This window comes from Actinoplanes sp. NBRC 101535 (assembly GCF_030269225.1).
In the GTDB taxonomy this organism is placed as follows: Bacteria; Actinomycetota; Actinomycetes; order Mycobacteriales; family Micromonosporaceae; genus Actinoplanes; species Actinoplanes rectilineatus.
Map to the genome: position 1 here is coordinate 148,758 of NZ_BSSY01000007.1, position 11,710 is coordinate 160,467.

At 71.7% G+C, this 11,710-nt stretch carries 13 protein-coding genes; 7 read left to right on the forward strand and 6 right to left on the reverse strand.

Annotated features, from left to right (window positions below; all coding sequences use genetic code 11):
• Positions 1–28 precede the first annotated feature (28 nt).
• The 3 genes from QSK32_RS20935 to QSK32_RS20945 all read left to right on the forward strand — a co-directional run bounded on the left by QSK32_RS20935 (position 29) and on the right by QSK32_RS20945 (position 3,056).
• Positions 29–1,606: a serine/threonine-protein kinase gene (locus tag QSK32_RS20935; RefSeq protein WP_285472839.1), complete on the forward strand. Its 1,578-nt coding sequence runs from the start codon at positions 29–31 to the stop codon at positions 1,604–1,606.
• 62 nt (positions 1,607–1,668) lie between these two features.
• Complete coding sequence (locus QSK32_RS20940; protein ID WP_285472840.1) at positions 1,669–2,439, forward strand: EF-hand domain-containing protein; 771 nt, start codon at positions 1,669–1,671, stop codon at positions 2,437–2,439.
• Between the two features lie 104 nt (positions 2,440–2,543).
• Positions 2,544–3,056 carry a class F sortase gene (locus tag QSK32_RS20945; protein ID WP_285472841.1) on the forward strand — a complete coding sequence of 171 codons (513 nt, stop codon included), beginning with the start codon at positions 2,544–2,546 and terminating at the stop codon, positions 3,054–3,056.
• A gap of 625 nt (positions 3,057–3,681) precedes the next feature.
• Here QSK32_RS20945 and QSK32_RS20950 read toward each other — a convergent pair.
• Positions 3,682–4,407 carry an SDR family oxidoreductase gene (locus QSK32_RS20950; RefSeq protein ID WP_285472842.1) on the reverse strand — a complete coding sequence of 242 codons (726 nt, stop codon included), beginning with the start codon at positions 4,405–4,407 and terminating at the stop codon, positions 3,682–3,684.
• 101 nt (positions 4,408–4,508) lie between these two features.
• On the opposite strand from QSK32_RS20950, the gene QSK32_RS20955 reads away from it, so the two are divergent.
• Positions 4,509–5,354 (forward strand): LysR family transcriptional regulator, encoded by an 846-nt coding sequence (locus tag QSK32_RS20955; protein ID WP_211275592.1) that lies wholly within the window; start codon positions 4,509–4,511, stop codon positions 5,352–5,354.
• Between the two features lie 64 nt (positions 5,355–5,418).
• Here the strand turns inward: QSK32_RS20955 and QSK32_RS20960 are convergent, their stop codons facing one another.
• Entirely contained in the window at positions 5,419–6,798 is a 1,380-nt protein-coding gene (locus tag QSK32_RS20960) for a serine/threonine-protein kinase (protein WP_285472843.1), read from the reverse strand.
• 105 nt (positions 6,799–6,903) lie between these two features.
• On the opposite strand from QSK32_RS20960, the gene QSK32_RS20965 reads away from it, so the two are divergent.
• Entirely contained in the window at positions 6,904–7,491 is a 588-nt protein-coding gene (locus QSK32_RS20965; RefSeq protein WP_045747379.1) for a hypothetical protein, read from the forward strand.
• Between the two features lie 9 nt (positions 7,492–7,500).
• Here the strand turns inward: QSK32_RS20965 and QSK32_RS20970 are convergent, their stop codons facing one another.
• The 3 genes from QSK32_RS20970 to QSK32_RS20980 form a co-directional block, all read right to left on the reverse strand.
• Entirely contained in the window at positions 7,501–7,935 is a 435-nt protein-coding gene (locus QSK32_RS20970) for a hypothetical protein (protein WP_285472844.1), read from the reverse strand.
• A gap of 53 nt (positions 7,936–7,988) precedes the next feature.
• On the reverse strand, positions 7,989–8,771 hold the full coding sequence (locus QSK32_RS20975) for an FkbM family methyltransferase (protein ID WP_052721148.1): 783 nt from the start codon (positions 8,769–8,771) through the stop codon (positions 7,989–7,991).
• A 217-nt stretch (positions 8,772–8,988) separates the two neighbouring features.
• Positions 8,989–9,672: a VOC family protein gene (locus tag QSK32_RS20980; RefSeq protein ID WP_045747381.1), complete on the reverse strand. Its 684-nt coding sequence runs from the start codon at positions 9,670–9,672 to the stop codon at positions 8,989–8,991.
• A gap of 128 nt (positions 9,673–9,800) precedes the next feature.
• Between QSK32_RS20980 and QSK32_RS20985 the strand changes: the two genes are divergently transcribed.
• Positions 9,801–10,340, forward strand: a complete 540-nt coding sequence (locus tag QSK32_RS20985; RefSeq protein ID WP_245674298.1) for a GtrA family protein — start codon at positions 9,801–9,803, stop codon at positions 10,338–10,340.
• A gap of 23 nt (positions 10,341–10,363) precedes the next feature.
• On the opposite strand, the gene QSK32_RS20990 is transcribed toward QSK32_RS20985, so the two are convergent.
• Positions 10,364–11,071 (reverse strand): MBL fold metallo-hydrolase, encoded by a 708-nt coding sequence (locus QSK32_RS20990; protein ID WP_285472845.1) that lies wholly within the window; start codon positions 11,069–11,071, stop codon positions 10,364–10,366.
• 62 nt (positions 11,072–11,133) lie between these two features.
• On the opposite strand from QSK32_RS20990, the gene QSK32_RS20995 reads away from it, so the two are divergent.
• Positions 11,134–11,682: a TetR/AcrR family transcriptional regulator gene (locus QSK32_RS20995; RefSeq protein WP_285472846.1), complete on the forward strand. Its 549-nt coding sequence runs from the start codon at positions 11,134–11,136 to the stop codon at positions 11,680–11,682.
• Positions 11,683–11,710: the final 28 nt, after the last annotated feature.

The window sequence follows — 11,710 nt, forward strand, 5'->3', positions numbered from 1 at the left end:
GGGCAGGCGACGAGGACGGGGTGACGGCATGGAAGCGGTCGACGAGGTGGTGGCCGGGCGGTACCGGCTCCTCGAACTGATCGGCACCGGCGGGATGGGCCGGGTGTGGCGGGCCGAGGACCGGCTGCTGGAGCGGACGGTCGCGGTCAAGGAGATCCTCCTGCCGTCGGGTCCGTCCCCGGCCGCCCCGACGATCCGGGAGGCCCGCGCGGCCGCCCGGCTCGACCACCCCGGCGTGGTCACGGTGTACGACGTGGTCCAGCGGCAGGGCCGCGCCTGGATCGTGATGGAGTACGTCGCCTCCCGCTCGCTGGCCGTGACCGTCCGCGACCTGGGACCGTTGACCGTCCGCGATGTGGCCGAGACCGGGCTGAGCCTGCTCGCGGCGCTGCGGGCCGCCCACGCCGCCGGGGTGCTGCACCGCGACGTCAAACCGGAGAATGTGCTGCTCGCCGCGGACGGCCGGGTGGTCCTCACCGACTTCGGCCTGGCCACCATCGGCACGACGGCCGGGGTGGGCGAGGGCGGACCGGACCCCCGTCTCGGGTCACCGCAGTACCTCGCCCCGGAACGGCTGACCGGCGCGGAGACCGGAGCGGCCGGGGACCTGTTCTCGCTCGGGGCGACGCTGTACTACGCGGTCGAGGGGCGGGCACCGTTCACCCGGGGCAACCCGGAGGCGTCGCTGATCGCGCTGGTCACCGATCCGCCGGACCCGCCGGTGCGGGCCGGTGCGCTGGGCGGTCTGCTGCTGCGGATGCTGGCGAAGGAGCCGGGCCGGCGGCCGTCGGCGTCCGAGGTGGCGGACGGTCTCACCGCGGTCCTGACGGTGCCGCCGGTGCGGGGGCAGGCCCGGGTCACGGCCGCCGCGGTCGGCGTCACGACCGGCGCCGTGGTCGGCGTGACAACGGTTCGGCCGGGGTGGCGTCGAGGGCGGAGCGTTGCCGTGGCCGGGGTGCTGCTCGCCCTGGCGGGTGGGGGAGCCGCTGCGGCAGCCGGGCAGCGCGCCGCGATCGGTCCGAGTCCGGCGTCCTCGATGCCAGTGTCCTCGGTGCCGGCACCCTCCCCACCGGCGACCGTCGCCGCCGGACGGATCGACCCCTGCGGGTACCGGGCGGCCACCGAGACGATCACGGCGGCCGCCGACGACGTCCCGGCGGGACTGCCGCACGGGTGGGTCTGGTTCCGGGATCCGGCCGGGTTCGCGCTGGCACTGCCGTCCGGATGGGAGCGGGCTACCCGCGGCAACGAGGTGTGCTTCACCGACCCGGCGGGGCGGCGGGCGTTCACCGTCAACGTGGCGGCGGTGGTGACCCGGCGGCCGCTGGAGTACTGGCAGCAGCGGGAGAAGGCGACCCTGGCCACCGGGGAACTGCCGGGATACGCCCGGATCAGCATGGGCGTTCTGCTGCTGCGCCGCGGTGGGGCGGACTGGGAGTACACGTGGCGGCCGGGGTCGTCGACGGTCCGGCACGAACGGCGGGTGCTGGTCGCGGTGGGTGCGGGCGAGTCCTACCTGTTGCGGTGGGCGGTTGCGGACGACGACTGGTCGGCCGGGGTGGCTGTGCAACGTCGGTTGGTGTCGCTGTTCGGGTCGGGTCGGTGACTGTGCTTTTCGCGTACGAGATAAGGGGCTTTGTAATGAAATTTAGGGTCTTTGCGGTTTTGGTGGCAGGGGCTGTGCTGGTGGGGCTCGCCGCGCCGGGGACGGCCATGGCGGCGGAGAGCGTGCACGTCAGCCTGACGGAGTTCAACAACTCGGGTGCTCGCGGAACGGCGGTGCTGACCGCTCTGGACAACGGTGATCTCCGGGTGAGCATCCGGTCCAGCGGGCTGGTGCCGGACGCGCCGCACGCCCAGCATCTGCACGGATCGGTGGAGGGCATGGACTTCCACTGCCCGGTGGCCGCCGCGGACACCGACGGCGACGGGTACATCAGCACCGAAGAGGGCGTGCCCGACTACGGCGACATCTTCGTCTCGCTGACCACCGCGGGCGACATCTCCCGCGCGAGCGGTCTCGCGGTCGACCGGATGCCCGTTGCCGATCAGTCGGGGACGCTGACCTACGACCGCACGATCCCGGCCGCGGAACTGCCGGCCGGCACCGTCGCGCACCTCAAGGACCTGCACGTGGTGCAGCACGGCATCGACGCGAACGGCAACGGGAAGTACGACCTGTCTGCGCTCGGGGAGTCGACCATCGCGGCAGCGGCAGGACTCGCGGGCATTCCGCAGGAGGCCACCCACCCGGCGCTGTGCGGCATGGTGGCCGGGGCGGCGGCGGGATCCGTGCCGGTCGGCGGAGTGGCCACCGGCGACGGGAGCACCCGGACGGGCCCGGGTCGGCTGGTGACCACCCTCCCGGCCACGGTGCTGATCCTCCTCCTGGCCACGCTGCTGATCACGCGGCGCCGCATGTTCGTCCTGCCGCGATGATCCGGGGCCTGGTCGCGGTGGTCCTGCTGTTCACGGTCGCCGCCTGCGGAGACTCCGGGGCGCCGTCGTCTGTAACGCCGTCCTTTACAACGCCGTCTTCTGCAATGCCGTCTTCTGTGGCGGCGCCGTCCGCGTCGGGCGCTCTCACCCGGGGCGTGTTGCTGCCCGCGTCGCCGCCGACCCGCCTGACGATTCCGGCACTGGACGTGTCGGTGTCGGTGACGGATCTGGGCCTGGCTCCGGACGGCACTATGGAGGTGCCGGACGACGCCCGCACGGTCGGCTGGTTCACCGGGGCGCCCACCCCGGGCTCCCTGGGACCGGCGATCCTGGCCGGGCACGTCGACTACGGCGGGTCGGCCGGGACGTTCGCCCGGCTGACCGATCTCGATCAGGGTGACCCGATCCGGGTGACCCGCACCGACGGGCTGGTGGCCACTTTCGCCGTGACGAAGGTGGCCCGCTTCCCGAAGGCCCGGTTCCCGGCCGGTGAGGTCTACGGGCCGATCGACCACGCCGGTCTGCGTTTGATCACTTGTGGGGGCGCGTTCGACCGGGACACTGGTCACTACGTCGACAACGTCGTCGTTTTCGCCACCCTCCAGTCCGGAGGATGAGGCGTTACCGGCTCCGCGGGTGCTATGGGCGCTGCGGACATTGTTGGCATTGCCTGCATTGCTGACGTTGCTGACGGTGGGGGTGCTGCGGGGGCGGCTCGACGTGGCCGGGGCAAAGCCGGCCGTCGTTGGCGGCTGAATTGCGCGTGTCGGGTAGCCGGTGGCTGGAAGGACGGCTCCGCAACCCTTCTCATGGGTGACGGCTCGGTCGGTCCGGCCGTCGCCCACGGTTGTTCTCGGTTTGCGGATGGACCGCAGTCGACGGCCGGGTCGGTCGAGCCGTCGGTCACGGCTGATCGGGAGGGTGGGAGTCAGCCGTCGGGGACGGCTCGCGGTCACCCGGCCGTCGCCTGTGGTCGCTTCGGGTACTCCGGCCGTCGCCCGCGGTCGTCTTCGGCTCTCGGGTGGACCGTGGGCGACGGCCGGGGTGGTCGGAACGCCACTCGACCTCTTCCGATCTTGGCGGTGGCGGCGGCGGTGACGGTGGCGGCGGCCGCCGGCGACGGCTGGGGAACTTGAGCCGTAGCCGGCGGCGCAGGAGGACCGTGGGGCACGGCTGGGGTGCGACCGTGGGGCACGGCCGACGTGGGACCGGGGGAGGCGGGGTGTCTTGCGGGGCGGGCGGCTACCAGGGGATCGGGCCGTCGTCGTTGGTGAACGTTCCGGACGGGCCGCCGTCGGGCAGGGTGGCCAGGCGGATCGGGGTGGCGGCGGCGTCCTGTGGCGGGCGGCCCTGACCGCCGGTGAAGTCGGTGGCCACCAGGCCGGGGCAGGCGGCGTTGATCAGGATGTTCGTGCCGGCGAGCTGCCGGGCGTAGTGCACCGTCACCGCGTTGAGGAAGGACTTCGTCGGGGAGTATGCCGCCATGATCGGACCCACCTCGACGGCAGGGTCGGACTGCCAGGTCAGCGAGCCGACGCTGCTGGAGATGTTGACGATGCGCGGGGACGGGGAGCGGCGCAACAGCGGGAGTAGTGCGTTGGTCACCCGGATCACGCCGAGGACGTTGGTGTCGACGACCCGGCGTACCACGTCGAGATCGAGGGTGGTCGGGTCCTGTCCCCAGTCCGGGCCGGTCGGACCGGAGATGCCGGCGTTGTTGACCAGCACGTCCAGGCGGTTCGGGAGGAGCGCGACCGCATCGGTGACGCTGCGGTCGTCGGTGACGTCGAGCGGGATCGCCACCGCGTCCACCCCGGCGGCGCGCAACTTCTGGGCGGCTGCCGTGCCACGGCCGTGGTCGCGGGCTCCCACGATGATGCGGTGTCCGAGGGCGCCCAGCCCGGCTGCGATCTCGAAACCCAGTCCCTTGTTCGCGCCGGTGATCAGCGCGGTCTTCGTGTCGTTCATGACGCCGATGGTGGCTCGTGCCGGGGCACGGTTCTTACACCGATCCGGTTCGCTGTGATACCCGTGGAGTATCACGGGGGTATCGTCGGGCGATGGACACGCTGGAGACGCGCGAACTGCGGTACTTCGTCACCGTCGCGGAGGAACTGCACTTCAGTCGGGCCGCCGACCGTCTCGGCATCGCGCAGCCGCCCCTGTCCCGGGCCATCCAACAGCTGGAACGCCGCCTCGGCGTGACCCTGCTCGACCGGGACCGCCGCGGGGTGGCACTGACCGAAGCCGGTCAGGTGCTGCTCGACGAGGCCCGCACGCTGCTCGACGCGACGGCGGCCGCGGCCCGGCGCACCCAGCGGGCCGCGTCCGCGCCGAACCGGCTGACACTCGCCACCAAGGCGGGCGCCAACCACGAGCTGTTGCGGGAACTCCTGGACGCGCACCCCGCCGAGATCGACGTGGTGCTGTGCGGGATGGGGGATCAGGCGCGGATGCTGCGCGACGGCCGGGCCGACGTGGCGCTGATGCAGCGGCCCTTCGACGCCCTCACCGGGTTCGACAGCGAGGATCTGCGCACCGAGCAGCAGGTCGCGATCCTGCCGTCCGGTCACCCGCTTGCCGCGCGTCCCTCGCTGACGATGGCGGACATCCTGGGGGTACGCGACCTGCCGATCGCCCGCTGGCCGGAGCAGGACGGCACGTACCGTCCGGGACCCGGCCCCGAGATCCGTGACCTGTCCCAGCTGGCACAGCTGATCGCACTCGGACACACCGCGGCTGTCCTGTGTGCCTCGTCGCGGTCGTGGCTGTGGAGTGCGCACACGGCTGTGCCCCTGACCGACGCACCACACGTGACGAGTGTGCTGGTGTGGCCGTCCGGCAGCCGTTCCCGGGCGGTGGCGGAGTTCGTGCGGACAGCCCTGGCAACGGTCCGTGAGGGTGACGCCGCATAGTCCGGCGGGGACGGCGGGATCCCGCTGGGGGCGAGGGCGCTGCTACGCCAGGCGTACACCAGAATCAGCGTGAGCGGAACGCCGGGCCTTCGGTCTCGCCCAGCGGCGAACGGGCGATGCAGTGCAACAGGGTGCCCGTGCTGTACGGAATCGGCCACGCATCGCGCACCCACTTCGCGGTGACGGCGGAACCGGCGCGTGCGGTCATCGCTGCGGCGGAACAGGCGGCGGCGATGTCCGGCTTGTCGATCAGTGGGTGGTCGCTGCTGATGGTCACGCCGCCGGCCGGGAGCGGGACGGCGCGGAACGTCTCCCAGGCGTGCGCGTCGGCACAGTCGCGGCGGGACGGTGGCATGGCGGTGCCGCTGATCGCGGTGAGGCCGCCCCAGCACATCGGGGTGGACGGGCAGTAGGCGTCGTCGCAGACGGCGAAACCGTCGGGGAGCGTGGCCGGTTCCACACCGCTCCCACGCTCGACGAAGGATTCATCACCGGTCCCGCGATCGGTGGTGGTGTCGCGGTCGACGAGGATCCAGGTGGTGACGCCGAGCATGCCGGTGACCAGGATCAGGAGCGTGACCAGGGAAGCGGCGACGAGACGTGACCTTCCCGCGGGCTTCGGCGACCCGGTCCGGTCGCCTGTCGGGCCCCGGAACCTCGCGGCTTCGGCGAACGATCGTGCTGATTGCCAGCGATCGGCGGGTTCGGTGGCGATGGCCTTCTGCACGAGCGTCCGGACGTGGTCCGGCAGGGTGATGCCGATCGTCTTCGGCGGCGACTGCAGGCGCTGAAGGGCCACCGCATAAGGGTTGTCACCGGCGAACGGGCGCTCCCCGGACAGGCACTCGTAGGCGACCAGACCCAGCGAATAGACGTCGCTGAGCGTACCGGCCGGTTCGCCCCTGACCTGTTCCGGTGACAGATACGTCGGCGTGCCCAGGATGGCGCCGGACACCGTCAGCCGGGCGGCGTCCGCGTGCCGGGCGATGCCGAAATCGGTGATAACCACGGTGCCGTCCGCGCGGACCAGCAGGTTCGCCGGTTTGATGTCACGGTGCACCAGGCCCTGATCGTGGATGGCCTGCAGACCGTCGGCGGCCTGCGCGACCAGGAGCATCGTGGCGTCCGGCGTCATCCGGCCGTCCCGGGCGAGCCGCTGCGACAGTGATTCGCCGTCGACGAACTCCATCACCAGGTACGCGACGCCGTCCGCCCGCCCGAAGTCGTGCACCGCCGCGACCGCCGGATGGTTGACCCGGGCCATCGCGGTCGCCTCCGCGGCGAACCGGGCGTCGTCCGTCACTCCGGGCAGCATGACCTTGACCGCGACGGTACGCCCGAGAACCCCGTCGACCGCCCGCCACACCTCGCCCATGCCCCCGGCGCCGATCCGGTCCCGCAGCAGGTACCGGTCGCCGAGTCGCACTCCAGCCTGTAGCCGCACGGCGCACAGCTTAGATCGTTATCGGTCTGTGGCCAGGGGAGGGTTAGCCGTGACCGGTTACCGGGAAGCCACTCCCGGCTGAAGATCCACCACGGGGGAGGGCCCATGAACGACGAACTCGCCGCACGGCGCGCCAAAGTCCGCGAACGACAGCTGGTGCTCGCGCTGGAACGCTGGGCATGCGGATACTCGCAGGTCGCGGGCGGTTGGCTGCCCTACCTGACCACGATCACCGCGGCCAGCGACGCCGAGAAGACCTGGCTCGAGGGGTACGTTGCGGAGCACGGCATTCCGGCCGGCCCCACCGGCATGGACGAGGTCTGGGCGCGCGGCCGCAAGGCGGAGCTCGCCGCGACGACGGCCTTCCTGGCCGGCGAGTGGGACCGGTCACGTGACCTGGTGGACGACGCGTGGGCCTACGACGCCGTGCTGGAGGGCGAGTGGCGCCGCCTGCACGACTTCATCACCGCCTCCCAGCCCGTGGAGGCCGCTCCGGCAGCTGCTCCGGTCTCGGCCGTCCCTGCCATCGTGCCGGTCTTCGTCCCGGCCGCTCCCGCCGTCGCTCCACCGGTTCCCGCTTCGGTCTCTGTTGCTCCGGTCTCGGCAGTTCCCGCTCCGGTCGCCGCCTCGGCCGCTGCCACCGCTGTCCTGATCATCGGACCGCTGCCCGCGCCCCTCGCCGCCGCGGCCTGACCGTCTCCGTCAGCCGACTTCCATGTCGCGTACGACGAGCAGCGACCACCGCTGTTCGCCGGATGGTGCGATGCTCACGGTGACCGGTCCGGTCTGCGTGTTCTCGCCGCGATTGTGCATGGTGATTCCCGCGCAGGGTGTCGTCGCCACCGTCTTTCCGGACGCGCCGACGGTGGTCGTGACCTCGAGTTCGCCGCCGCCGACGCAGGTGACCATCACGTCCAGTGAACCGCTGTCGCCCCGCGTTCCGGCAGTGCCCTGCCACGGCCCGGTCTGGCCTTCCCCGCGGAGGAGGACAGTCCCGGTGCCCGGCGACATGAGGGGCCGCAGGGAGACGACGGCGGACACTGCCGGGCTCGGCGCTGCCGCCGGTTCGGTGGTCCCACCGGTGCACGCCGCGAGCGGCATCACCACCAGGGGCGCCGCCACCAGGAATCGTCTCATCGCTGTCCTGTTCGGCCGTCAACCGGTGGCCGTGAGCTGCCGGCGCGCGGACGTCAGGCCGGGCGGGACAAGGCCGATAAATCCGACTTGAAGGCTGCTGTCCGGGTATGGCAGGCCGGCAGTTCCAGCAGGCGGTTGCTGGCCAGCACCATGTTGTACTGCTGGTCGTACTCGACGTCGCGGGCCAGCGGGACCAGGCCGTGCCGCTGCAGTTCGGTGACGACGTCCGCGACCAGCCACTGGTCACGCCAGAACGGCACGTCCTCCACCTCGATCAGGACCACGTCGCAGCGGGACAGGAACTCCGGGCCGCCGAGCAGGACCTGGCGGGCGGCACCCTCGACGTCGACCCACAGGGACGTGCGGCCGGGCACGGCGGCACCGACGTCGTCGAGGGTGGTGGCGGGGACGGTGCGGTTCGCGTACACCACGCCCTGCTCCTGATCGTGATGCCGGGAATTGAGGGAGCTGAAACCGTGGTAGCGGGGGTCGTCGAGGCCCTCCGCGTCGGTGACCACGCGGAACGTCACCTCCGGCGGGCCGTCGGCGAGGGCCTCGTGGCGGTACTCGACGCCGGCGCGGCGGAAGTCGTGCAGGCCGGACATGTACTGGTGGACGTAGGGGTTGGCCTCGAAGGCGATCACCCGGCACTCCGGGAGCCGCCGCTTGACCCGCGTCGACGCCGTCGCCTCGTGGGCGCCGGCCTCGACGAACAGTGCCGGGGCGGCCAGCTCGGTCAGGTCGAGGAACAGGTCCGTCAACAGGTCCGTGCAGCGCAGCCGGGCCGCCGGATCATCCATGATCGCGGCGAGCCAGGTGGTCCATTCCTCGTGCACGCCGTCAATCTAGGTCCTGTGCCGTGGAGCACGCCGCGTGGGACTGGAGTACGCCGCGCAGAACCTGGACACGTTTCGTCATCAAGGTCCGTGTGGTGACGTCAGCCGCCCAGCGCGCCCGTAATCACCACACCCCACCGTGCGTGGTGAGTTCGGGCGTCCAGCGCGCCCGTAATCAACACGCGGATGGGCTTCGTGCCCTGACCGCGAGACGTGTCTAGGCGACCAGGCGCAGACCGAACTCGTTGCCGTCGGGGTCGGCCATCTCGGCGTGACCGTCGGCGACCGTGGTGAGCTGCGCGCCGAGTGACACCAGGCGGTCGACCTCGACGGGCGAGCCGGCCAGGTCGAGGGCCAGCCGGTTGCGGCCGGGCTTGGGGCGGACCGGCGGGCCACCCCAGGTGATCTTCGAGCCGCCCTGCGGGGACTGGATCGCGGTCTCCTCGTCCTGGTCCCAGACCAGTGGCCAGCCGAGGGCCTCGCTCCAGAACCGGCCGACCCGCTGGGTGCCGTCGCTCGACAGCGCGCCGAGGAAACCGCAGCCGGCCAGGAAACGGTTGCCGGCGGCGATGACGCAGAACTCGTTGCCCTCCGGGTCGGCGAGCACGACGTGGCCCTCCTCCGGTTTCTGCCCGATGTCGATGTGCCGGCCGCCGTGTTCCAGGGCACGGGCGACCGTGCGGTCCTGCTCCTCGGGTGTCTGGCTGGTCAGATCGAAGTGCATCTGGTTGGGCTGGGTCTTGGGGTCGGCGAACGGCACGAACCGGATCGGGAACCCGGTGTCGTCGGTGGGCGGCAGCACCAGGCCGTCGATCTCGCGCTCCAGCACGGCACCCCAGAACCGGACGAGTCGTGCGGGATCACCGGCGCCGAACCGGAGGGCGGAGAGCTGAGCCGTCATGCGGGCAGCCTAGACCCCGCCCTGTCCCTCCACACCCGATTTGCCCGCCGTACGGGACCGGCGCGGCGGCCGTGTCGAGCGTCACCCAGCGTCAAGCCCGATGGGAGATGCGGTCTAAGCTCCTGCGGATGTGGATCATGCAGGTCGCCCGGAAACACCACGAGGCGGCCAAGTTCCTGGTCGTCGGCGGCGTGTGTTTCGTGGCGACGACGGTGGTTAACTACGCGCTGAAGCTGACCGTGCTGCACGACAAGCCGGTCACCGCGCTGGCCGTGGCCACCATCATCAGCACGATCCTGTCCTACGTGCTCAACCGGGAGTGGTCGTTCCGGGCCCGCGGCGGCCGGGAACGCCACCACGAGGCGCTGCTGTTCTTCGCGGTCAGCGCGGTCGGCATCGTGCTGAACTCGCTGCCGCTGGCGATCTCCCGGTACGTGTTCCTGCTGCGGGTGCCCGAGGTGAGCCGCCCGGTCCAGGAGGTCGCCGACTTCACCTCCGGCATCATCATCGGCACGCTCGTCGCGATGGTGTTCCGGCTGTGGGCGTTCCGGCGGTTCGTGTTCCCGCAGGAGCAGGGCCGGGTGCCGCGCCAGCGCCGGGCGTCGCGCTCGTCCGGCCCGCGCAGCACGGTGGTCCAGCACACCGACGAGGCGAACACGCTGCGCTGACCTGCTCTCACCTGTGGTGGCTGCTACGCCGCGCGGACCAGCCGGACCGCCTCGGCGATGCCGCCGGACCAGGGGGCGCCGTGGCCGGGGAGCAGCCATGTCGCGGGCGTCTGCTCGAGGCGGGCGAGCGACGTCAGTGCCGCCGCCGGGTCGTCGGTGAACGGGGCCGGCTGGGGGCCGTGCGCGCCGGTCAGGACGTGCCGGGTGGTCAGCGCGTCGCCGGCGAAGATCGCGTCGGCGACCGGGACGTGCACGGCGACACTGCCCGGGGAGTGGCCGGGCATGCCGATGATCCGGGGCGATCCGGGCAGGTCGAGGACGTCACCGTCGCGGACCGTCTCCACCTCGGTCAGATAGGTGGTGCGCAGGCCGCCTCTGCTCATCGCGTACCCCAGAAAACGCAGCACCGGACCCACCTTGACGGTGCCCCACGCGGCCTTGGGCCGCTCCTCGCCGCGGGCGCGGGCGGCGTCGGCCTCGTGGACGAAGACGGGTACGCCGTGGTCGCGGCGCAGACGTTCGGCGAACCCGAGGTGATCGGTGTCACCGTGGGTGAGGACGACGCCTCTGATGTCGGCGAGGGTGCGGCCCATGGCGGCCAGCTCGGCGGTGAGTTCGCGCCACTGGCCGGCGAGTCCGGCGTCGATGACGGTGACGCCGTCGGTGGTGTCGACCAGGTAGGCGGCGACGATGTCGTTCCCGATGCGGTGCAGATGCGGTCCGAGCTTCATAATGGCTAATTTACGTAGCTATGATGGCTATGGTCAATAGCCATCGTTAACCGGGAGGTTCCATGCCGACGCCTGATCGCACCTCACTCGCCGAGATCGTCGAGGCGGGCCGGGACATCCTGGAGAGCGCCGGGGCGGCCGGACTCACCATGCAGGCGGTCGCGGTACGGGTCGGGGTGCGGGCGCCGTCGCTCTACAAACGGGTCCGCAGCCGCGACGACCTGCTCGCCCTGATCACCGCGGCGACGGTCCGCGACCTGGGCACCCGGCTGGCGGCGGCCGGGAGCACCGGCGATCCGCGGCAGGATGTGGCGCTGCTGATCCGGGCGTTCCGCGCCTACGCGCACGAACGGCCGATCGGCTACGGACTGATCTTCGGGCCGGTGCAGCCGGGAACCGACTACCTGGGCCCGGCGGTCGAGCCGGTGCTGCGGGTGGCGGCGGCGCTGGCCGGCCCGGAGCATGCGCTGGAGGCGGCCCGCACCCTCACCGCCTGGGCGCACGGGTTCGTCACGATGGAACTGGCCGGCGCCTTCAACCTGGGCGGCGACGTGGAGGCCGCGTTCACGTTCGGGGTCGACCGTCTGATCGACGCGCTGGCTGATCACTGAGGCATGGTTGCGACCGGATCGGCGACCG

Coding starts and splice junctions, on each gene's coding strand:
- QSK32_RS20945 (WP_285472841.1), top strand. CDS start 2,544: ATGCCGTCTTCTGTGGCGGCGCCGTCCGCGTCGGGCGCTCTCACCCGG.
- QSK32_RS20985 (WP_245674298.1), top strand. CDS start 9,801: ATGTGGATCATGCAGGTCGCCCGGAAACACCACGAGGCGGCCAAGTTC.
- QSK32_RS20990 (WP_285472845.1), bottom strand. CDS start 11,071: ATGAAGCTCGGACCGCATCTGCACCGCATCGGGAACGACATCGTCGCC.
- QSK32_RS20980 (WP_045747381.1), bottom strand. CDS start 9,672: ATGACGGCTCAGCTCTCCGCCCTCCGGTTCGGCGCCGGTGATCCCGCA.
- QSK32_RS20950 (WP_285472842.1), bottom strand. CDS start 4,407: ATGAACGACACGAAGACCGCGCTGATCACCGGCGCGAACAAGGGACTG.
- QSK32_RS20995 (WP_285472846.1), top strand. CDS start 11,134: ATGCCGACGCCTGATCGCACCTCACTCGCCGAGATCGTCGAGGCGGGC.
- QSK32_RS20970 (WP_285472844.1), bottom strand. CDS start 7,935: ATGAGACGATTCCTGGTGGCGGCGCCCCTGGTGGTGATGCCGCTCGCG.
- QSK32_RS20935 (WP_285472839.1), top strand. CDS start 29: ATGGAAGCGGTCGACGAGGTGGTGGCCGGGCGGTACCGGCTCCTCGAA.
- QSK32_RS20965 (WP_045747379.1), top strand. CDS start 6,904: ATGAACGACGAACTCGCCGCACGGCGCGCCAAAGTCCGCGAACGACAG.